This window comes from Candidatus Methylomicrobium oryzae (assembly GCF_016745425.1).
Classification (GTDB): domain Bacteria; phylum Pseudomonadota; class Gammaproteobacteria; order Methylococcales; family Methylomonadaceae; genus Methylomicrobium; species Methylomicrobium oryzae.
In genome coordinates this window covers 104,259-124,749 of the sequence record NZ_JAERVK010000001.1, presented here as the reverse complement: position 1 = coordinate 124,749, position 20,491 = coordinate 104,259, and the positions used below count along the sequence as shown (strand labels likewise).

The window sequence follows — 20,491 nt, the reverse complement described above, 5'->3', positions numbered from 1 at the left end:
ACCGCCTGTATGCAACAGAGCACAACAGGCGGATTGTAGAAGCGGGAACCGCGGCCGAACCGCTTGGTGTTCGGCGCTATCCCCGCAATGATAAGAACGGCAGGGATTATTCGTCGCCGCCGAATACGCCGAGCAATTGCAGCAAGCTCAAGAACAGGTTATAGATCGACACATACAGCGACACGGTCGCCATGATGTAGTTCGTCTCGCCGCCATGCACGATTGTGCTGGTCTGAAACAAAATCATTCCCGACATCAGCACGATGAACATCGCGGAGACGGCGAGCGACAGCGCAGGGATCGTGAAAAAGATCGCGCCCAAACCGGCCAAAAAGGCCACCAGCACACCGACCAGCAAAAATCCGCGCATGAAGCTGAAATCCTTGCGGGAAGTCAGCGCATAAGCCGATAACCCCAGGAAAATCGCACCGGTGCCGCCCAGCGCCATCATCACCAATTGATTTCCATTGGTAAACGCATGCAGGTACAGATTAATGATCGGCCCCAAGGTCAACCCCATGAAGCCGGTCAACGCAAAAATCGAAAGCAGCCCCCAGGCGCTGTTGCGCAGCTTGGTGGTCAGGAACAGCAAGCCGAAATAGGCGACCAGCGTCACTACGACGCCCGGATGCGGCAGATTCAACATCATCGAGAGGCCGGTGGTCATAGCGCTGAACAACAGCGTCATCGACAGCAGCATATAGGTATTGCGCAACATTTTATTGGTCGCCAATACCTGGGATTCAGAGCGGATAATTATAGTATTAGGGGTACTCATCGAAAATAATCCTCATGAAAATGCATCTCAACCAAAGAGACCCGTTAATCTTACAAGAGTTTCAATGCGCAAATAAAGCGGGCTGCAATAAAAGAACCGGTTTTCACTTATCAGCCGGCCAAAAGATAATCGATCATATCACTGCCCGGATTCGGTTCCTTCGATAAGCAGCGCAGCTCTCGACATAAAAAACCTTCCACGCAGAGGCGCAGAAGGCTTCGATTTTGGAAAATCAGGCCGCGAAGTTCGCTGCCGCAAAATCCCAGTTCACCAATTTCCAGAAGGCTTCCACATAGGTGGGACGGGCATTGCGGTAGTCGATGTAATAGGCATGCTCCCATACATCGCAGGTCAACAGCGGCTTTTGGCCCGACGTGAGCGGGCATCCCGCATTGCTGGTGCTAACTAGGGCCAGAGTACCGTCGTTATTCTTGACCAGCCATGCCCAGCCCGAACCGAAAGTTGTAACTGCGCATTTGGTGAATTCTTCCTTGAATTTTGCGAATGAACCGAATGTCGCATTAATCGCATCGGCCAACGCTCCGGTCGGCTCCCCGCCACCGTTGGGCGACAGGCAGTTCCAATAGAAAGTATGGTTCCAAACCTGAGCGGCGTTATTGAAGATCCCGCCTGAAGATTTCAAAATAATCTCTTCCAGAGACAATCCTTCGAATTCGGTGCCGGGAATCAAATTATTCAAATTTGTAACATAAGCTTGATGATGCTTCCCGTAGTGATACTCGAGAGTTTCTTCGGAAATGTGGGGCGCCAAGTTGTTTTTAGCATAAGGCAGAGCAGGAAGTTCGAAAGCCATTTGATAAAATCCTTAATCAGTTGAACATAAGAAAACTAAATATCCGGAATTCCCACGTATTTAGTCAACTAATACTTTAACATTGCTTGCGTTTCAAGCAAAGTCCAAGTGGTAAACGTCTGTTTCCGTTTATTCCGACCTTTTCAAAGCGCCATCCGTTCCCCAAGATTATTTAAAGGCCTCGGTGCGGTTGTTTTACAATACCTCTCCCCCAACCGTTTTCTCCTATAAGGTCATGGCATTAGAAGTCGAACATAAATTTTTACTCGCGAATGAGAACTGGCGGCAAGCGGTCGAGCGCTCCGAAATATTCAGGCAAGGTTATCTAAGCTCACAGCCGACCAGTTCGATTCGGGTCAGAATTTGCGAACGTCGGGCTTGGTTGAACATCAAGAGCGCCACGGTAGGCACTCACCGGCTTGAATATGAATACGAGATTCCGGTTGCCGACGCGGAGGAAATTATGACCCATTTATGCAAAAAACCGTTAATTGAAAAAACCCGGCATTATGTCCGGTATGGCAACGACCTTTGGGAGATCGATGAATTCGAGGGCGTGAACCTGGGCCTGATCGTGGCGGAAATCGAACTTGACGAAATCGGCCAGGCTTTTGACAGACCCGCCTGGCTAGGTGCCGAAGTCACTGAGGATTTGCGATATTACAACAATAACCTCGCTTTACATCCTTATTCCGAATGGGGTAACAAGTCATAAACCGCCGGTATTGTTCGGCACATTATTCTTCAACAACTCTTTGTTATAAATAAAATATTTCTCTATCGCCGCAAGAAATCGGGAACGTCCGGCATAGAGAAATTTTTAGAAAAGCGTTGAATTGCGGCGAAGATTCCTCTATAGTTCGCTGTATGAAAAAAACTACTTTTGTTGCATTATTACTACTATCGAGCCAGTGTGTTGCGGATACTCTCGGCAGTACATTACAATCGATCGAAAGCGAGTGGGCCTCTATCTACTATAAGACCCCCAAGGCCAGACAAGGCAGCGCCTATCGGCAACTCCTGGAGAAAACGACGCTGCTCAAAAAACAACACCCGAAAGCAGCCGAGCCGATTTTTTGGGAGGCCGTCATCAAAGCCACCTCGGCCGATACCCAAGGCGCCCTCTCCGCACTGTCGTTAGTCAACGAAGCTAAGGAACTGCTGCAGGAAGCAATTAACATCAATCCGAACACGATGGACGGCTCCGCCTATGTCACTCTCGGCACCCTGTATTACATGGTGCCGAAGTGGCCTATCGCATTCGGCGACAGCGACAAAGCCAAAAAACTGCTCGAAACCGGGCTCAAAATTAATCCGAACGGTATCGACAGCAATTATTATTACGGCGATTTTCTATTAACGCAGGATCGGCCGGAAGAAGCCAAAAAATATTTCGAACATGCGGCCAATGCGCCGGCACGCCCGGAACAGGTTTTTGCAGATAGCCAGCTGAAAACGGAAGCTCAAAAATCGCTCGACAGGCTCCGGGAAGCGGAAACCGGCAAGAAGATCGTCGCCTCGTTCAGCAACACATCTTCCATCCGCTATTAATACGCTTCAAAGTTAACGCCGCTGTCCCGGCTACCTCTTCGGTTAATGCATCTGCTTGATTCATAACTACACTATACCGATGGGGTATTCAATCAAAACCCGGTTTCTGTTATGATAGCCCACCTTTAACGACGATAATTCGACAACTTTCTCGGAAATAATTATGGCTTTTGTAGTCACTGAAAACTGTATCAAATGTAAATTTACCGACTGCGTGGACGTGTGCCCCGTCGATTGTTTTCACGAAGGTCCCAATTTTTTGGTGATCGATCCCGATGAGTGTATCGACTGCACACTCTGCGAGCCCGAATGTCCGGCGAATGCGATTTTTTCTGAAGATGAAGTTCCAGAGGATCAGCAAGAATTTATCGCGTTGAACGCAACGCTATCCAAAGAATGGCCCAGCATTACCGAAGTTAAAGCCGCGCTGCCGGATGCCGACGAGTGGAACGGCAAAGAAGATAAGAAACAGTATTTGGAAAAATAATTCGATCTGTTGCTTATCTGAGATTCGAACCGGCAACGGCTCGAATTTCATGTCAAAAAAAAGCCGGGACTTGCCCGGCTTTTTTATCTTCTCGAATCTGACTTATTGCGGTCTATCGACCAGTTCGACGTACGCCATCGGTGCATCGTCGCCGGAACGGAATCCGCATTTCATGATACGCAAATAACCGCCTGGTCTACCCTGATAACGGGGACCTAACTCATTGAACAATTTAGTGACGACATCGCGGTCGCGCAATTTGGCGAAAGCCATACGGCGCTTGGCTACACTGTCCTCTTTGGAAAGAGTGATCAAAGGCTCGGCGTATCTTCTCAACTCCTTCGCTTTTGGCAAGGTGGTCTTGATAAGCTCATGGTTGATCAATGCGCATGTAAGGCTGCTATACAGTGCCTTACGATGACTACTGGTGATACTGAATTTTTTTCCGGATTTTCTGTGTCGCATTTTATTGGGACCTAGCTATATGGATGTTAATTGCTTGAATGAATATGCTCTGCCAGACTATCCGGCGGCCAGTTTTCCAGGCGCATACCAAGCGACAGCCCTTTTAGCGCCAAAATATCTTTGATCTCGGTCAGAGACTTCTTGCCCAGATTCGGCGTCTTCAACAACTCGACTTCAGTGCGCTGAATTAAATCGCCGATATAGAATATGTTTTCGGCTTTCAAACAGTTCGCCGAACGTACGGTCAATTCAAGATCATCGACCGGACGCAGCAAAATCGGATCGAAATTGTCTTCCGGAATATGGACTTCCTCAGCCGGTTGCTCTGCCACCTTCTCGAAATCGACGAAAACGGCCAACTGATCATGTAAAATGGTCGCGGCCAATTTGATCGTTTGCTCAGGATCGACGGTGCCGTTGGTTTCAAGCTCGATGATCAGCTTGTCCAGGTCGGTGCGCTGTTCGACGCGGGTGCTCTCGACCGAATAAGCGACGCGAACAATCGGGCTGTAGGAAGCGTCCACATGCAATGCGCCGACCGCAGATGTACTGTCATTGCGCGATCTGCGCACACTGACAGGCTCATAGCCTCTGCCGCGGCGCACGCGAATTTTCATATTCAACGACCCCGACTGGGTCATGTTGGCAATCACCAAATCGGGATTGACGATTTCCGCATCATGAGGCAATGAAATGTCGGCAGCCGTAACAGCGCCTGCACCCGTTTTCGACAAGGTCAAAACGGCTTCATCCCGCGAATGCAGGATGACCGCCAATTGTTTCAAATTCAGCAAGATGTCAATGACATCTTCCTGAACACCCTCAATCGTGGTGTACTCGTGCAGTACGCCATCGATCTCGACATCGGTTACTGCGCATCCTGGAATCGTAGAAAGCAAAACACGGCGCAAGGCATTGCCAATCGAATGACCAAAGCCGCGTTCGAGCGGCTCTATGACGATCTTTGAATGATTCTTCGATTTACTAATAACCTCAACGATACGAGGCTTCAACAAACCAGAAATTGAATTCTGCATTTAATTCCCTCAGAATGGTAATTATTTTGAGTACAACTCTACAACCAACTGTTCGTTGATATCGCTGCCCAAGTCGGCGCGATCCGGCAATGAGGTAAAAGTACCGGTCATCGTTTTAGAGTTAACCTCAACCCATGAAGGAAAGCCATATTGTTCGGTGACCGCCAGCGCATCGATAATACGCTGTTGCTTTTTGGCTTTCTCTTTCACGGAAATTACATCGCCTGGCGAAACTTGAAACGAAGGCACATTAATAGCCGCCCCGTTAACCTGAAAAGCCTTATGGCTGACCAATTGGCGCGCTTCGGCCCGGGTAGAGGCAAAGCCCATTCGATAAACAACGTTATCCAGGCGTGATTCGAGCAAATTCAACAAATTTTCGCCGGTCGCACCTTTTTTCTGGTCGGCCATTTTATAATAATTGCTGAATTGCCTTTCCAGAACACCATAAATTCTGCGCAGCCGCTGCTTTGCACGCAACTGCATCGCATAGTCCGAGTTACGGGTGCGCTTGGTACCGTGCTGGCCGGGTCTTTGGTCCAGCTTGCACTTGCCTTCCAGGGATTTACCCCGGCTTTTCAAAAACAGGTCAGTTCCTTCTCTGCGGCTCAGTTTGCAGGTAGGTCCGAGATATCTTGCCATGATTTACAACTCCAGAAACTATACGCGGCGTTTTTTAGGTGGACGGCATCCGTTATGTGGAATCGGAGTCACGTCGACAATATTGGTAATCTTGAAACCCAAGTTGTTCAGGGAACGAACGGCAGATTCGCGACCCGGGCCAGGGCCCTTGATCATCACATCCAGATTTTTCATGCCGTATTCCTGAGCGACGGTACCCGCCTTCTCGGCAGCAACCTGCGCCGCAAACGGAGTACTCTTACGCGAACCACGGAAGCCCGAACCGCCGGAAGTAGCCCAAGCCAGCGTGTTGCCTTTTCTGTCTGTAATTGTAATAATGGTGTTGTTAAATGAAGCATGAACGTGCGCAATGCCGTCAGCGACTTCTTTCTTAATGCGTTTTCTGGTACGAGCTGGACTAGCCATTTATTTAACCTCTGCCGGGAATTATTTCTTAATCGGTTTGCGGGGACCTTTACGAGTACGCGCATTCGTTCTCGTTCTTTGTCCTCTGAGCGGCAAACCACGACGATGCCGTATCCCGCGATAGCAACCGAGATCCATCAAACGCTTGATATTCATCGACACTTCACGACGCAAGTCGCCTTCGACGGTCATCTTGGAAATGATGTTCCGAAGCGTATCCAATTGCTCTTCGGACAATTCCTTGATTTTAACGGATGGCAAAATTCCCGCTTCAGCACAAATATTCTGCGCTGTCTTGCGGCCAATTCCATAGATTGCGGTCAATGAAATTTCCGCATGCTTATGATCTGGTATATTTATCCCGGCAATACGTGCCATGTAGATATTCCCCTGAGTTCTATTCTTGAGTTAAGCGCCGAATTATAACACTCGTTGAGTTGCGGCACAAATAATAATTAACCTTGCCGTTGTTTGTGATTGCCGTCTTCACAAATCACTCTAACGACGCCATTTCTTTTTACGATTTTGCATTTTCTGCAAATTGCTTTAACCGAAGCACGGACTTTCATTGGATGACTCCTATTGGAAACTGAATTAAATTATTTTTTTAAGTTGGCTTTCTTCATCAGACCTTCGTACTGATGAGACATGATATGGGTTTGCATTTGTGAAATGAAATCCATAACCACGACTACGATAATCAAAAGTGATGTACCGCCAAAATAAAAAGGCACGTTCCAATAAAGAATCAAAAACTCAGGCAACAAACAGACCAGCGTAATGTAAAAAGCTCCGATTAATGTCAACCGGGTCATTACCTTATCGATATAAGCACTTGTTTGGATACCCGGCCGAATGCCCGGCAAAAAGGCGCCTGATTTTTTTAAATTTTCGGCGGTTTCTTTTGAGTTGAATACCAGGGCGGTATAGAAAAAGCAAAAGAAAATAATCGCGGCCGCATAAAACATCACATACACAGGCTGCCCAGGAGACAACATCGTCGCGATATCGCGCAGCCAGGTCAAACCTTCGCTGTTTCCGAACCAGTTCGCAACGGTTGCCGGAAACAGAATGATGCTCGATGCGAAAATGGGGGGAATAACACCCGCCATATTCAACTTCAAAGGCAAAAAGCTGTTTTGCCCGGCATACATCTTGCGTCCTTGCTGTCTTTTCGGATAGTTGATGAGGATGCGGCGCTGCCCTCTTTCGACGAAAACGACGATCGCGGTCACTGCGATCGTAATCAAAAACAGTAGAATGATGAACGCCCCATTCATTTCGCCGGTTCTAGCCAGCTCAAGAGTTCCACCCACCGCTTTCGGCAAACCGGAAACGATACCGGCAAAGATGATCATCGAAATACCGTTGCCGATACCGCGCTCGGTGACTTGCTCGCCGAGCCACATCAGGAAGATCGTGCCGGTCACCAGGGTAATCGTGGTAATCGCGATAAAGCCGATACCCGGATTGATAACTACCGAAAGACCGCCGGCGGTCTGATTCTGCAACGCAACCGAAATACCGATGGCCTGAAACGAGGCCAAGGCCACAGTTCCGTAACGGGTATACTGCGAAATTTTACGCCGGCCTGTTTCGCCTTCCTTCTTCATCTGCTCGACCGCAGGAATGATGATCGTCATCATCTGCATGATAATCGAAGCCGAGATATAAGGCATGATGCCAAGAGCGAACAGGCTTAACCGCATCAACGCACCGCCCGAGAACATGTTGAACATGTCCAGGATCGAGCCGCTCTGTTGTTCGAACATGATCTGCAGCGCTTTCGGATCAATGCCCGGTACCGGGATGTGCGAACCGACCCGATACACGAAAAATGCACCCAAAACGAACAAAAGCCGGGATTTCAGCTCAGACAGTCCGGCGGGTTTATTGGCTGATTCGTCTCTTGACATACGAGTTTATTCCTCTGCTTTGCCGCCGGCTGCCTGGATGGAAGCCAGCGCACCGCCCGTCACTTTCAAACCCTTGACGGTAACTGCGCGGGAAATTTCACCCGATTTAATTACTTTTACGGTTTTGGTGAAAACTGGAACGATATTGCTGTCGATCAAAGTTTGTACGTCAATCACATCAGCTTGCAAACCGTTCAGTTCGTTGAGACGAACTTCGGCTGTAAACATCGCTTTCCGCGATTTGAAACCCACCTTCGGCAAACGGCGTTGCAGAGGCATCTGACCGCCTTCGAAACCGACTTTATGAAAGCCGCCGGCTCTGGCTTTTTGACCTTTATGACCGCGACCGCAGGTTTTACCCAGGGTCGAGCCGATGCCGCGACCGACGCGCTTGGCTTTCTTACGCGAACCCGGGCTCGCTTGAATGGAATTCAAAAACATTACCGCTCCTCGACTTTCAACATGTAAGCGATTTTCTTGATCATGCCGCGGTTTTCGGGCGTATTCAGCACTTCAACCGTCTGGTTGATTCTGCTTAAACCTAAACCTTTCAGACATGCCTGGTGATTTGGCAAACGACCGTGTTTGCTTTTAATCATCGTGACGCTGAGTTTATTGCTGGTCATTATTTATTGCCCCAAAATCTGTTCAATCGTCAAACCACGCTTCGCGGCAATATGATTCGGATTGTGCATCGAGGTCAATCCGTTGATCGTCGCTCTGACCACATTGATCGGATTGCTGGTGCCAATGCATTTCGCCAACACGTTGTGGATGCCGACGACTTCGAAAACCGCGCGCATTGCACCGCCCGCGATGATACCGGTACCTTCGGAAGCCGGCTGCATGAAAACTTTCGCGGCGCCGGTCGTATTCACGATCGGATATTGCAAGGTATCGCCCTTCAACGGAACCTTACGCATGTTTTTACGCGCTTGTTCCAGCGATTTTTGAATCGCGATCGGTACTTCGCGCGCTTTGCTGACGCCGTAACCAACGCGGCCTTCGCCGTCGCCAACCACCGTCAATGCGGTGAAACCGAAAACACGTCCGCCTTTAACAACTTTTGCCACCCGTCTAACCGCAACGAGTTTTTCCTGCAGACCGTCAGTGCTGCCTTGTGTAGGTGCTGCTGCCATTGTAATCCCCTAAAATTTCAAACCGGCTTCGCGCGCAGCTTCTGCAAGCGCCTTCACGCGGCCGTGATATTTAAAACCCGAACGATCAAAAGCCACTTCGGTAATGCCGGCGGCCAACGCACGCTCGGCAATCACTTTGCCGACTTCGGCAGCGGCTTTGATATTGCCGGTGCTGCCGACCGCAGCCTTGATCACTGCTTGATTGGTCGAAGCGCTGGCCAAGGTGCTGTTACCGTCGCCGCTAATGATCTGGGCGTAGATATGCTGTGACGTTTTATGAACCGACAGACGGGTCGTGCCCAGTCTCTTGATTTTGCTGCGCAATTTCAATGCGCGCTTCATACGACTATTCTTCTTTTCCATCACGCTACCTTACTTCTTTTTAGCTTCTTTACGGGCGACATTTTCATCCGCATAGCGAACGCCTTTGCCTTTATAAGGCTCTGGCGGACGAAACGCTCTGATCTTCGCAGCCACTTCACCAACCAGCTGCTTGTCGGTGCCTTTGACTACGATATCGGTTTGACTTGGGGTTTCCACGGCAATGCCCGCAGGCACTTCAAAGTCGACCGGATGCGAGAAACCCAACGCCAGGTTCAAGACACTGCCTTTCGCCTGCGCTCTGTAACCGACGCCGACCAAGGCCAGCTTCCTCTCATAGCCTGCAGATACGCCCGTCACCATATTGCTGATGAGCGCACGGGCAGTGCCCGCTTGTGCGGTCGCTACCTTGTCGTCTTTATTCCATTCCATTTGGATGGTGTTATCGACAAAATTGACGCCGATCGCGGAATTAAATTGATAAGACAACTCACCTTTGCTTCCTTTGACGGTCAGGTTGTTGCCATCGAGTTTGACGTCCACGCCCTGTGGAATCGTCACTGGGGCTTTTGCAATTCTTGACATATCACGCCTATATTAGCAAACGGTACAAATCACTTCACCGCCATGTCCAATTGCACGAGCAGCTCGATCGGTCATTACACCATTGGATGTTGATACAATAGCAATACCCAAGCCGCCAAGCACTTTTGGCAGTTCATCTTTTGACTTATAGATGCGCAAACCGGGTCTGCTAACTCTTTTGATACTTTCGATTACAGGCGTGCCTCGGTAATATTTCAACACAATCGTCATCTCAGTGTGATTGCCGACGGTTTCGGTGCTGTAATCGGTAATATAGCCTTCTTCCTTCAAGACCTTCGCGATCGCGACTTTCAGCTTGGAAGAGGGTTGTTTAACTATTTTTTTGCCAGCTGCTTGACCGTTTCTGATCCGGGTCAGCATATCTGCAATAGGGTCTGTCATACTCATTTTCAATCTCCAAACATGATCCGGCAGAGTTACCAGCTGGCCTTAACCAGACCTGGTACGTCGCCGCGCATCGTGGCCTCTCTCAGCTTGTTGCGGCTGAGACCAAACTTACGGTAATAACCATGCGGGCGGCCCGTCAAATTGCAACGGTTACGCACCCGAGAGAAGCTGGAGTCTCTTGGCAGTTTTTGCAGTTGCAGCTGGGCCGCTTCTTTTTCTTCGAACGTTGAATTCGGGTTTCTGATCGTCTCTTTCAAAGACTTGCGTTTTACGCCGTATTTTTGCGCCAGCTTTTTACGCTTGTCTTCGCGCGCTATCATTGACTTCTTCGCCATACCAATATCGCCTTAATTCTTAAATGGAAAATTGAACTGTTTGAGCAGCGCCAGACCTTCTTCATTGGTCCGGGCAGTGGTCGTAATGGTAATGTCCATACCGCGCAACATATCGATCTTGTCATAATCGATTTCAGGGAAGATGATTTGCTCCTTCACCCCCATCGAATAGTTGCCGCGACCGTCGAAACTCTTGGAATTCAAGCCTCTAAAGTCGCGGATACGCGGAATCGCAATATTAATCAAACGATCCAGGAATTCATACATTCTGTCGCTGCGCAAAGTAACCTTGCAGCCGATCGGCATATCGTCACGGATCTTGAAACCTGCGATCGACTTTCTGGCTAACGTAATCACCGGCTTTTGACCGGAGATCTTTTCCATATCGGCAACCGCTGCCTGCAGAATTTTCTTGTCTGCAATCGCTTCGCCGACACCCATGTTCAAGGTGATTTTGGTAATACGGGGAGCCTGCATGATCGACGTGTAGCCGAATTGCTGCATCAGTGCAGGCAAAATTCTTTCTTTATATTCTGTCTGTAGTCTGGCCATGATATTTACACCTTACGCATCAACAACTTCGTTCGTGGACTTGAAATATCTGACTTTCTTGCCATTATCCAGAAGTTTGATTCCGACACGTTCCGCTTTTTTAGTAGCAGGGTTATAAAGTCCGATATTGGAGATGTGGATCGGCATGTCTTTCGGGATAATGCCGCCCGTCACGCCCGCATTCGGATTTGGCCGTTGACTCTTTTTAGCTTGATTAATGCCTTCAACCAGGACTTTATCATCTTTCAAAATTTTGCTTACGCGACCGGTCTTGCCTTTGTCTTTGCCGGTACGAACGATCACTTCGTCGCCTTTTTTAATTTTTTGCATCGTCAAACCCTACCTTATAACACTTCAGGAGCGAGTGAGATGATCTTCATGAATTTCTCACCGCGGAGCTCACGGGTAACCGGCCCGAAGATACGGGTGCCCAGTGGCTGCAAGTTATTGTTCAGGATGACGGCGGCATTGTCGTCGAAGCGAATGACCGATCCATCGGATCTACGCACGCCTTTGCAGGTGCGGACTACCAGGGCGTTGTAAACCTCGCCTTTTTTTACTCTTCCGCGCGGGATCGCATCTTTGATACTGACTTTAATAATATCGCCAATATTCGCATAGCGCCGGTGCGAACCGCCGAGTACTTTGATACACATGACCTTTTTTGCGCCGCTGTTATCGGCGACGTCAAGGTTAGTTTGCATCTGAATCATGATAAATTCCCAGTTTTCTCAAATAAGGTTCGTGCTACTTATTTATTAGCACTTTCTAAAACTTCTACCAGTTTGAAGGTTTTGTGTCTTGATAACGGACGGCATGAGGTAATCGAAACAACGTCGCCTTCCTGGCACACGTTATTTTCGTCATGCGCCATCATCTTGGTCGATCTTTTGACGTATTTGCCGTAAACAGGATGCTTTACAACCCGCTCGACTAGAACGGTAATGGTTTTATCCATCTTGTTACTGATAACGCGTCCGGTGATCGTCCGAACTTTAGTTTGATTTTCGCTCATACTTATGCGCCTTTCTTTTCGTTCAAAACGGTCTGAATCCGGGCCATTTCACGGCGAACCCGTTTCACTTCGGAAGGCTTGGACAATTGACCGGTACTTTTTTGCATTCTCAAATTAAAACGCTCGCGCGCCAAATCGAGCAGTAACGAATTCAGTTCGTCTTGGTTTTTTTGGCGTAATTCTGTTGCTTTCATTACATTATCGTCCGCGCGGTAAACAGTGTTTTCAATGGCAATTTTGCCGCCGCCAGGGTAAACGCTTCCCGTGCCAGTTCTTCACTCACACCTTGGATTTCGTAAAGCATCATACCGGGTCTGACTTGAGCAACCCAGTATTCTACACTACCTTTACCTTTTCCCATACGAACTTCTAAAGGTTTTTTCGTAATCGGCTTGTCTGGGAAGACCCGGATCCAGATTTTTCCACCCCGTTTGACGTGACGAGTAATGGCTCGACGGCCGGCTTCGATCTGACGTGCGGTCAAACGGCCGCGAGTGATCGATTTTAATCCGAAGTCGCCAAAACTGACGGATGAACCCCGCACAGCCACACCGTTGTTTCTGCCTTTGTGCTGTTTACGAAATTTTGTTCTTTTCGGTTGAAGCATGTCTCTGTTCCTTCAACTATTATTTTTTGGTTTCAGAATTAAGCGCGGCCTGATGCGCATCCATGTCGAACACTTCACCCTTGAAGATCCAGACTTTGATGCCGATCACGCCGTAAGTGGTTTTCGCTTCCGCAGTCGCGTAATCGATATCCGCGCGCAGTGTATGCAGCGGCACACGGCCTTCGCGGTACCACTCGCTACGAGCAATTTCAGCACCGTTCAGACGGCCGCCGACGTTGATCTTGATGCCTTCGGCACCTAACCGCATCGTGTTGGTTACCGCGCGTTTCATGGCACGGCGATACATGATCCGTTTTTCAAGCTGCTGCGCGACGCCTTCCGCAACCAGTTGTGCGTCGAGCTCAGGCTTTCTGATTTCTTCGACGTTAACCTGGACGGGAATACCCATCATCTTCGAAACTTCCTGTTTCAAGATTTCGATGTCTTCACCTTTTTTGCCGATCACGATACCCGGACGCGCAGTGTGAATCGTGATGTGCGCATTATTGGCCGGCCGATTGATTTGAATCCGGCTAACCGACGCATGCGCCAGTTTCTTTTTGATGTAGTCTCTGACTTGCAAATCCTGATGCAGGAAGACCGAATAATCTTGGTTATTCGCATACCATCTGGAATTCCAGTCCTTCACGATACCCAGGCGAATACCTACTGGATGTACTTTTTGACCCATTGTGACCCCTATGCTTTCTCTGCGACTTTAACTGTGATATGGCAGGTCCGCTTCAGGATATGGTTTGCACGCCCTTTAGCTCTTGCCTTAAATCTTTTCAAGGTCGCCCCTTCATCAACATAAACGGTAGACACTTTTAACTCATCGATATCGGCACTGTCATTGTTTTCAGCATTCGCGATCGCGGACTCAAGCACTTTCTTCATGATCGCCGCGCCTTTCTTGGAGCTGAATTTCAACACGTTCAAGGCCTGATCCACCGGCAGTCCGCGGATTTGATCCCCAACCAACCGGGCTTTTTGCGCCGATAAAGGCGCATTACTTAATTTTGCACTAGTTTCCATCTCTCACCTATTTGGATTTCTTGTCGGCAACATGGCCTTTGTATGTTCGAGTTGGGGCAAATTCGCCAAGCTTGTGGCCGATCATATTCTCGGAGACGAGAACCGGAACATGAAGGCGTCCATTATGGACCGCAATGGTTAAACCCAACATTTCGGGCACTATCATCGATCTTCTGGACCAGGTTTTAATTGGTTTCCGATTATTGCTGCTTACCGCATCTTCCACCTTCTTGATAAGGTGGTGATCAACAAAAGGACCTTTCTTAATTGAACGTGGCACGCTAATTCCTCACTATTTTTGCTTACGGCGTCTGACAATCATATTGTCAGTCCGCTTGTTCTTTCTAGTCTTGTAGCCCTTGGTCGGCATACCCCATGGCGAAACCGGATGTCTGCCGCCGGAAGTACGGCCTTCGCCGCCACCGTGCGGGTGATCAACCGGGTTCATGACCACACCGCGAACGGTCGGTCTGATACCGCGCCAACGTTTCGCCCCTGCCTTGCCTAAGGAAGCCAGGTTATGTTCCGAATTGGAGACTTCACCGATTACCGCACGGCAATCGGCCAGTACCTTACGCATTTCGCCGGAACGCAGCCTCAAAGTAGCATGAGCGCCTTCGCGCGCAACCAATTGCGCCGATGCACCCGCACTTCTTGCCAGTTGGGCACCTTTGCCCGGCTTCAACTCGACGCAGTGTACTGTGGTGCCCAGCGGAATATTGCGCAACGGCATACAGTTGCCCGGCTTGACCGGCACCGTTTCGGAAGACAGCACTTCCTGACCGGCAGCCAGACCTTTCGGTGCAATGATGTAGCGGCGCTCACCGTCTTTGAACAAGACCAAAGCGATGTTCGCGGTACGGTTAGGATCGTACTCGAGGCGCTCGACAACGGCCGGAATGTCGGTTTTGTTTCTTTTAAAATCAATAATACGGTAGTGCTGCTTGTGACCACCGCCGACATGACGTGTTGTGATACGCCCTTGGTTGTTACGACCTCCCGATTTGCTGTTTTTATCCAGCAATGGTGCATACGGCTTGCCTTTGTGCAGATCGTCTGATTTGATCCGTACGACAAACCGTGAACCTGGTGATGTCGGTTTTGACTTTACAATCGCCATGTTAACTACCGTTTCCTAATTGATCTTTGTATCTGTTGAATTAAGCCGCGGAAAAATCGATGTCATGACCGGGTTTCAGCTTGACATACGCCTTCTTCCAATCCGATTTTTTACCCAAGGTACGGCCAAAACGTTTTTGCTTGCCTTGCACATTCAAGACATTGACGTTGTCGACTTCGACATTGAACATCAATTCGACCGCATCCTTGATTTGCTTTTTGGTCGCTTGCTTCAGAACTTTGAACGCGATAATTTTGTTCGCTTCGGCCTGCAGCGTGCTTTTTTCGGAAATGATCGGCGCGCGAATGACCGTCGTTAAATAATTTTGATGCGTGCTCATGCTAAGTGCTCCTCGATTTTTTTCAGCGCACCCGGAGTCGCAATAACCTTTTCAGCCGAAACCAGCAGCACCGGGTTCAGATTGTTCGCTTCCACCACTTCCACATAAGGGATATTACGCGAAGCCAATGCCAAATTTTGATCGACCGCATCAACCACGATCAGAATGCGGCGCGCATTTAAGCTTTGCAATTTAGCCGCAAAATCCTTCGTCTTCGGCGAAGTCGGCAAAATGTCGCTCGCTACGACCAATCGATCTTGTCTGAGCAGTTCGGACAGGATCGAACGGATGCCCGCGCGAAACATTTTCTTGTTCAGCTTTTGCTCGTAGTTGCGCGGTCTTGCCGCAAACGCCACCCCGCCGGTACGCCAGATCGGACTGCGGGTCGATCCCGAACGCGCCCGACCGGTGCCTTTTTGCCGCCATGGCTTCATACCGCCGCCACTGACTTCGGAGCGGGTCTTTTGCGCTTTGGTGCCGGCCCTTTTGGCGGCCAGAAAGCGCGTAACGATCTGGTGGATCAACGTTTCGTTATAATCCCGACCAAAAACGGCCTCGTTGACTTCGACCCTGCCGGCCGTGTCTTGATCATTCAATGCAGGTACTTGCAAACCCATAACTTAACCTTTATTTTTCATTTTCGAGGCGGGCTTGATCACGACATCACCGCCCTTCGCGCCTGGCACAGCGCCCTTAACCAGAATCAAACGCCTTTCGGCATCGACCGCATGGACGGTCAAATTTTGCACGGTCGTCTTGACCGCACCCAGATGACCCGCCATCTTCTTGCCTTTAAAAACGCGGCCCGGCGTCTGGTTCATACCGACCGAACCGTGCACCCGGTGCGACACCGAATTACCGTGGGTAGCATCCTGCATATGAAAGTTGTGGCGCTTGATCGCCCCGGCAAAACCTTTACCGATACTGGTTCCCTGAACGTCCACGATTTGACCCGCGGAAAAAATATCCAAAGACAGTTCGGAACCGACAGAAATGCCCTCGCCTTCGCCGTCTTCGAGCCTGAATTCCCAAAGACCGCGACCTGCCGTCACATTGGCCGCAGCAAAATGACCGGCCATTGCTTTATTGACTCGCGATGATTTCACGTCGCCAACAGTGACCTGAACAGCGCGATAACCATCGCTTTCGATACCTTTAACCTGAGTGACCCGATTGGAGTCGATCTGCAGTACGGTTACCGGTACAGACGAGCCATCTTCACAAAAAACCCTGGTCATACCGCACTTACGACCTATAAGACCTATTGACATCTGCCAATTCCTCTATCTTTTAATTCAACTTAATTTGAACATCCACGCCTGCAGCAAGATCCAGTTTCATCAACGCATCAACGGTCTTGTCGGTAGGCTCTACAATGTCCAGCAATCTTTTATAGGTTCTTAATTCGTATTGATCCCGGGCATCTTTATTGACATGCGGCGAGATCAAAATCGTGAACCGTTCTTTTTTAGTAGGCAACGGAATCGGGCCTTTAACTTGCGCACCGGTTCTTCTTGCAGTTTCTACTATTTCACCAGCCGATTGATCGATCAATTTATGATCAAATGATTTCAAACGGATTCTGATTGTTTGATTTGACATTGTTTATTACTCGATAATAGAAGCCACAACGCCCGCACCGACGGTACGGCCGCCTTCGCGGATTGCAAAACGCAACCCTTCGTCCATTGCGATCGGCGAGATCAGGGTGATTTCGACCGCGATGTTGTCGCCCGGCATCACCATTTCAGTGCCTTCCGGCAGCTTGACCGCACCGGTCACGTCGGTGGTCCGGAAATAAAACTGCGGACGGTAGCCATCGAAGAACGGGGTATGACGACCGCCTTCTTCCTTGGACAACACGTAGATTTCCGCCTTGAACTGCTTGTGCGGCTTGATGGTGCCTTTTTGCGCCAACACCTGGCCGCGCTCCACGTCATCGCGCTTGGTGCCGCGCAACAGGATGCCGACGTTGTCGCCCGCCTGGCCTTGATCCAACAGCTTACGGAACATTTCCACACCGGTGCAGGTGGTGGTCTGGGTCGGACGGATGCCGACGATTTCCACTTCCTGGCCGACCTTGATGATGCCGCGCTCAACCCGCCCGGTCACCACCGTACCCCGACCCGAGATCGAGAACACGTCTTCGATCGGCATCAGGAAGGCGCCGTCCACGGCCCGTTCCGGCAGCGGGATATAGGTATCCAGCGCCTCAACCAGCTTCACAATCGAGGGCACACCCACTTCGCTTTGGTCGCCTTCCAGCGCTTTCAGCGCCGAACCGACGATGATCGGGGTGTCATCCCCTGGGAATTCATACAGGTCCAGCAACTCACGGATTTCCATTTCAACCAGGTCGATCAGCTCGGCATCGTCCACCATGTCCGCCTTATTCAGGAACACCACGATGTAAGGCACCCCGACCTGACGGGACAACAGGATGTGCTCGCGGGTCTGCGGCATCGGGCCGTCCGCCGCCGAGACCACCAGGATCGCTCCGTCCATCTGCGCGGCACCGGTGATCATGTTCTTCACGTAGTCGGCATGACCCGGGCAGTCCACATGCGCATAATGGCGCGTCGAAGATTGGTATTCCACGTGCGAGGTGGCGATCGTAATCCCCCGCGCCCGCTCTTCCGGCGCATTGTCGATTTGGTCGAATGCTTTGACTTCGCCGCCTTGCAGCTCCGCCATGACCTTGGTCAAAGCAGCGGTCAAGGTGGTCTTGCCGTGGTCGACGTGTCCGATCGTGCCGACATTTACGTGTGGCTTGCTACGGGAAAATTTCTCTTTGGCCATGTGTCAATACCCTATTTCTTTAATATTCAAAATAATGAAGATTTTTTAATAATCGCATCCGCAATACTTGCCGGCGCCTCAGTGTACTTTTCAAATTGCATCGTATATGTCGCCCGTCCCTGAGTCGCCGACCGTAAATCGGTCGCATAACCAAACATTTCGGCAAGCGGCACTTCACAGCTGATTGCCTTGCCTGACGGCGTATCTTCCATGCCATGGATCACACCGCGCCGCCGGTTGATATCGCCGACCACGTCGCCCATGTAATCTTCGGGCGTGATCACTTCCACTTTCATGATCGGCTCAAGTAAGACCGGATCCGCCTTTCTCGCGCCTTCACGGAAACACATCGAACCGGCGATTTTAAACGCCATTTCGCTCGAATCGACATCGTGGTAGGAACCGTCAAACAAGGTCACCTTGACATCGAGAACCGGGTAACCGGCCAGCACACCACTTTTCAACTGCTCCTGTACGCCTTTATCGACCGCAGGAATATATTCTTTCGGCACCACGCCGCCGACAATGCCGTTCACGAACTGGTAGCCCGCACCGGCTTCCTGAGGTTCAATCTTTAGCCAGACATGACCGTACTGACCACGACCTCCAGACTGCCTTACAAATTTACCTTCCTGTTCGACCGCTTTTCGTATGGTTTCGCGGTAGGCCACCTGCGGCGCGCCGACATTCGCTTCAACATTAAATTCTCTGCGCATCCGGTCGACGATGATTTCCAGATGCAGTTCTCCCATTCCGGAAATAATGATCTGTCCCGTTTCCTCATCCGTTCTGACGCGGAAGGAAGGGTCTTCCTGGGCAAGCTTGCCGAGCGCAATGCCCATCTTTTCTTGGTCGGCCTTTGTCCTCGGCTCTACCGCTACAGAGATGACCGGCTCCGGGAAATCCATCCGCTCCAGCACGATTTTATGATCCTGATCGCACAAGGTGTCGCCGGTCGTAATATCTTTTAAACCGATTGCAGCTGCAATGTCGCCTGCACGAACTTCCTTAATTTCTTCGCGACTGTTTGCATGCATCTGCACCAACCGGCCGATCCGCTCCCTGCGCTTTTTAACCGAGTTATAGACACTGTCGCCGGAATTCAGCACCCCGGAATACACTCTGAAAAACGTTAAGGCGCCGACGAAGGGGTCGGTCGCGATTTTAAAAGCCAAAGCGGCAAACGGAGCCTCATCGCTCGACGGTCGCTCCGCTTCGGTTTCTTCGTCCTCCAGATGACCTTTAATCGCCATCACATCGGTTGGCGCCGGCAGGTATTCGATTACCGCATCCAGCATTGCCTGCACGCCTTTATTTTTAAAGGCGGATCCGCAGAAAGCCGGCATCAGCTTATTGGCTATCGCCTGTTGGCGGATGCCTTGCTTGATCTCTTCATTCGTCAGCGCTTCTTCGAGCAGATATTTTTCCATCAACTCTTCACTGGCCTCAGCAGCGGCTTCGACCATATGCTCACGCCAGGCTTTGCATTCTTCCAGCATATCAACCGGGATGTCCTTTTCCTGAAAAGTCATCCCCATGTTGGATTCGTCCCAGTAGATGGCCTTCATCTTGATCAGATCGACCACGCCTTCGAAGCGGTCTTCAGCACCGATCGGCAACTGCATGGGAACAGCCAGACTTCCCAGTCTCGACTTGATCTGCTCGATCACCCGCAGGAAATTCGCTCCCGAACGATCCATTTTATTCACGAATACCAAGCGGGGAACATGATATTTATTCGCTTGTCGCCACACCGTCTCCGACTGAGGCTCGACCCCGCCTACCGCACAGAAAACCGCACAGGCTCCATCCAAAACCCTGAGCGAACGTTCGACTTCAATCGTGAAATCGACATGCCCAGGTGTATCAATTATGTTGATACGGTGCTGCGGAAACTGCTTTTCCATTCCGGACCAAAAGCAGGTTGTCGCCGCAGAGGTGATCGTAATCCCGCGCTCCTGCTCCTGCTCCATCCAGTCCATCGTCGCGGCCCCGTCATGCACCTCGCCTATCTTATGCGACACACCGGTGTAATAGAGGATCCGCTCCGTTGTTGTTGTTTTTCCTGCATCAATATGGGCCATGATACCGATATTACGGTATCGTTCTATCGGAGTCTTGCGAGCCACGGCTAAATTAC

The 20,491-nt window shown here is 50.2% G+C and carries 35 protein-coding genes; 3 read left to right on the top strand and 32 right to left on the bottom strand.

The window, feature by feature from the left end:
• Positions 1–106: 106 nt before the first annotated feature.
• Positions 107–778: a Bax inhibitor-1/YccA family protein gene (locus JJL52_RS00685; RefSeq protein ID WP_202050462.1), complete on the bottom strand. Its 672-nt coding sequence runs from the start codon at positions 776–778 to the stop codon at positions 107–109.
• A 232-nt stretch (positions 779–1,010) separates the two neighbouring features.
• A complete protein-coding gene (gene sodB / locus JJL52_RS00680; RefSeq protein ID WP_202050461.1) occupies positions 1,011–1,592 on the bottom strand; it encodes a superoxide dismutase [Fe] in 582 nt (193 codons plus the stop codon).
• 235 nt (positions 1,593–1,827) lie between these two features.
• On the opposite strand from sodB, the gene JJL52_RS00675 reads away from it, so the two are divergent.
• From JJL52_RS00675 to fdxA, 3 genes are all read left to right on the top strand, one after another.
• Entirely contained in the window at positions 1,828–2,307 is a 480-nt protein-coding gene (locus JJL52_RS00675) for a CYTH domain-containing protein (RefSeq protein WP_202050460.1), read from the top strand.
• 152 nt (positions 2,308–2,459) lie between these two features.
• Positions 2,460–3,143 (top strand): tetratricopeptide repeat protein, encoded by a 684-nt coding sequence (locus JJL52_RS00670; protein WP_202050459.1) that lies wholly within the window; start codon positions 2,460–2,462, stop codon positions 3,141–3,143.
• Between the two features lie 163 nt (positions 3,144–3,306).
• Entirely contained in the window at positions 3,307–3,630 is a 324-nt protein-coding gene (gene fdxA, locus JJL52_RS00665) for a ferredoxin FdxA (RefSeq protein WP_202050458.1), read from the top strand.
• Between the two features lie 102 nt (positions 3,631–3,732).
• Here the strand turns inward: fdxA and rplQ are convergent, their stop codons facing one another.
• The 30 genes from rplQ to fusA all read right to left on the bottom strand — a co-directional run bounded on the left by rplQ (position 3,733) and on the right by fusA (position 20,480).
• A complete protein-coding gene (gene rplQ, locus JJL52_RS00660; RefSeq protein WP_005373916.1) occupies positions 3,733–4,095 on the bottom strand; it encodes a 50S ribosomal protein L17 in 363 nt (120 codons plus the stop codon).
• Between the two features lie 26 nt (positions 4,096–4,121).
• Entirely contained in the window at positions 4,122–5,132 is a 1,011-nt protein-coding gene (locus tag JJL52_RS00655; RefSeq protein WP_202050457.1) for a DNA-directed RNA polymerase subunit alpha, read from the bottom strand.
• Between the two features lie 21 nt (positions 5,133–5,153).
• Entirely contained in the window at positions 5,154–5,774 is a 621-nt protein-coding gene (gene rpsD, locus JJL52_RS00650) for a 30S ribosomal protein S4 (RefSeq protein ID WP_202050456.1), read from the bottom strand.
• An 18-nt stretch (positions 5,775–5,792) separates the two neighbouring features.
• Positions 5,793–6,179, bottom strand: coding sequence for a 30S ribosomal protein S11 (rpsK, locus tag JJL52_RS00645; RefSeq protein WP_202050455.1), 387 nt, complete (start codon positions 6,177–6,179; stop codon positions 5,793–5,795).
• 21 nt (positions 6,180–6,200) lie between these two features.
• Entirely contained in the window at positions 6,201–6,557 is a 357-nt protein-coding gene (gene rpsM, locus JJL52_RS00640; protein ID WP_202050454.1) for a 30S ribosomal protein S13, read from the bottom strand.
• Positions 6,558–6,634: 77 nt separating this feature from the next.
• On the bottom strand, positions 6,635–6,748 hold the full coding sequence (rpmJ, locus tag JJL52_RS00635) for a 50S ribosomal protein L36 (RefSeq protein WP_202050453.1): 114 nt from the start codon (positions 6,746–6,748) through the stop codon (positions 6,635–6,637).
• A gap of 30 nt (positions 6,749–6,778) precedes the next feature.
• Positions 6,779–8,095 (bottom strand): preprotein translocase subunit SecY, encoded by a 1,317-nt coding sequence (secY, locus tag JJL52_RS00630; protein ID WP_202050452.1) that lies wholly within the window; start codon positions 8,093–8,095, stop codon positions 6,779–6,781.
• Between the two features lie 6 nt (positions 8,096–8,101).
• On the bottom strand, positions 8,102–8,536 hold the full coding sequence (gene rplO, locus JJL52_RS00625) for a 50S ribosomal protein L15 (protein WP_202050451.1): 435 nt from the start codon (positions 8,534–8,536) through the stop codon (positions 8,102–8,104).
• Positions 8,536–8,721: a 50S ribosomal protein L30 gene (gene rpmD / locus JJL52_RS00620; RefSeq protein ID WP_005373933.1), complete on the bottom strand. Its 186-nt coding sequence runs from the start codon at positions 8,719–8,721 to the stop codon at positions 8,536–8,538. Before rpmD ends, rplO begins: the two co-directional genes overlap by 1 nt.
• 3 nt (positions 8,722–8,724) lie before the next feature.
• Positions 8,725–9,234, bottom strand: a complete 510-nt coding sequence (rpsE, locus tag JJL52_RS00615) for a 30S ribosomal protein S5 (protein WP_005373935.1) — start codon at positions 9,232–9,234, stop codon at positions 8,725–8,727.
• Between the two features lie 9 nt (positions 9,235–9,243).
• Positions 9,244–9,597 carry a 50S ribosomal protein L18 gene (gene rplR / locus JJL52_RS00610; protein WP_202050450.1) on the bottom strand — a complete coding sequence of 118 codons (354 nt, stop codon included), beginning with the start codon at positions 9,595–9,597 and terminating at the stop codon, positions 9,244–9,246.
• A 9-nt stretch (positions 9,598–9,606) separates the two neighbouring features.
• The gene (rplF, locus tag JJL52_RS00605) at positions 9,607–10,140 is read right to left on the bottom strand and encodes a 50S ribosomal protein L6 (RefSeq protein ID WP_202050449.1); all 534 of its coding nucleotides are present in this window, start codon (positions 10,138–10,140) and stop codon (positions 9,607–9,609) included.
• 12 nt (positions 10,141–10,152) lie between these two features.
• The gene (rpsH, locus tag JJL52_RS00600; RefSeq protein WP_202050448.1) at positions 10,153–10,548 is read right to left on the bottom strand and encodes a 30S ribosomal protein S8; all 396 of its coding nucleotides are present in this window, start codon (positions 10,546–10,548) and stop codon (positions 10,153–10,155) included.
• Between the two features lie 29 nt (positions 10,549–10,577).
• The gene (gene rpsN, locus JJL52_RS00595) at positions 10,578–10,883 is read right to left on the bottom strand and encodes a 30S ribosomal protein S14 (RefSeq protein ID WP_202050447.1); all 306 of its coding nucleotides are present in this window, start codon (positions 10,881–10,883) and stop codon (positions 10,578–10,580) included.
• A 12-nt stretch (positions 10,884–10,895) separates the two neighbouring features.
• Complete coding sequence (gene rplE / locus JJL52_RS00590; RefSeq protein ID WP_202050446.1) at positions 10,896–11,435, bottom strand: 50S ribosomal protein L5; 540 nt, start codon at positions 11,433–11,435, stop codon at positions 10,896–10,898.
• Between the two features lie 12 nt (positions 11,436–11,447).
• Positions 11,448–11,765 (bottom strand): 50S ribosomal protein L24, encoded by a 318-nt coding sequence (gene rplX, locus JJL52_RS00585; RefSeq protein WP_202050445.1) that lies wholly within the window; start codon positions 11,763–11,765, stop codon positions 11,448–11,450.
• A 14-nt stretch (positions 11,766–11,779) separates the two neighbouring features.
• On the bottom strand, positions 11,780–12,148 hold the full coding sequence (gene rplN / locus JJL52_RS00580; protein WP_202050444.1) for a 50S ribosomal protein L14: 369 nt from the start codon (positions 12,146–12,148) through the stop codon (positions 11,780–11,782).
• Positions 12,149–12,186: 38 nt separating this feature from the next.
• Entirely contained in the window at positions 12,187–12,450 is a 264-nt protein-coding gene (gene rpsQ, locus JJL52_RS00575) for a 30S ribosomal protein S17 (RefSeq protein WP_202050443.1), read from the bottom strand.
• Positions 12,451–12,452: 2 nt separating this feature from the next.
• Complete coding sequence (rpmC, locus tag JJL52_RS00570; protein ID WP_202050442.1) at positions 12,453–12,644, bottom strand: 50S ribosomal protein L29; 192 nt, start codon at positions 12,642–12,644, stop codon at positions 12,453–12,455.
• Positions 12,644–13,057 (bottom strand): 50S ribosomal protein L16, encoded by a 414-nt coding sequence (rplP, locus tag JJL52_RS00565; RefSeq protein WP_005373952.1) that lies wholly within the window; start codon positions 13,055–13,057, stop codon positions 12,644–12,646. The genes rpmC and rplP overlap by 1 nt, the downstream gene beginning before the upstream one ends.
• A gap of 19 nt (positions 13,058–13,076) precedes the next feature.
• Entirely contained in the window at positions 13,077–13,748 is a 672-nt protein-coding gene (rpsC, locus tag JJL52_RS00560) for a 30S ribosomal protein S3 (protein WP_005373954.1), read from the bottom strand.
• Between the two features lie 8 nt (positions 13,749–13,756).
• Positions 13,757–14,092 (bottom strand): 50S ribosomal protein L22, encoded by a 336-nt coding sequence (gene rplV / locus JJL52_RS00555; protein ID WP_005373955.1) that lies wholly within the window; start codon positions 14,090–14,092, stop codon positions 13,757–13,759.
• Between the two features lie 7 nt (positions 14,093–14,099).
• Entirely contained in the window at positions 14,100–14,372 is a 273-nt protein-coding gene (gene rpsS / locus JJL52_RS00550) for a 30S ribosomal protein S19 (protein ID WP_005373958.1), read from the bottom strand.
• 12 nt (positions 14,373–14,384) lie between these two features.
• Entirely contained in the window at positions 14,385–15,212 is an 828-nt protein-coding gene (gene rplB / locus JJL52_RS00545; RefSeq protein WP_202050441.1) for a 50S ribosomal protein L2, read from the bottom strand.
• Positions 15,213–15,252: 40 nt separating this feature from the next.
• Positions 15,253–15,552, bottom strand: a complete 300-nt coding sequence (rplW, locus tag JJL52_RS00540) for a 50S ribosomal protein L23 (protein ID WP_202050440.1) — start codon at positions 15,550–15,552, stop codon at positions 15,253–15,255.
• Positions 15,549–16,169: a 50S ribosomal protein L4 gene (rplD, locus tag JJL52_RS00535; protein WP_202050439.1), complete on the bottom strand. Its 621-nt coding sequence runs from the start codon at positions 16,167–16,169 to the stop codon at positions 15,549–15,551. The genes rplW and rplD overlap by 4 nt, the downstream gene beginning before the upstream one ends.
• 3 nt (positions 16,170–16,172) lie before the next feature.
• The gene (gene rplC / locus JJL52_RS00530; RefSeq protein WP_202050438.1) at positions 16,173–16,823 is read right to left on the bottom strand and encodes a 50S ribosomal protein L3; all 651 of its coding nucleotides are present in this window, start codon (positions 16,821–16,823) and stop codon (positions 16,173–16,175) included.
• 19 nt (positions 16,824–16,842) lie between these two features.
• Positions 16,843–17,154: a 30S ribosomal protein S10 gene (rpsJ, locus tag JJL52_RS00525; protein WP_005373966.1), complete on the bottom strand. Its 312-nt coding sequence runs from the start codon at positions 17,152–17,154 to the stop codon at positions 16,843–16,845.
• 6 nt (positions 17,155–17,160) lie between these two features.
• Complete coding sequence (gene tuf / locus JJL52_RS00520) at positions 17,161–18,351, bottom strand: elongation factor Tu (protein WP_202050437.1); 1,191 nt, start codon at positions 18,349–18,351, stop codon at positions 17,161–17,163.
• 26 nt (positions 18,352–18,377) lie between these two features.
• The gene (gene fusA, locus JJL52_RS00515; RefSeq protein ID WP_202050436.1) at positions 18,378–20,480 is read right to left on the bottom strand and encodes an elongation factor G; all 2,103 of its coding nucleotides are present in this window, start codon (positions 20,478–20,480) and stop codon (positions 18,378–18,380) included.
• Positions 20,481–20,491: the final 11 nt, after the last annotated feature.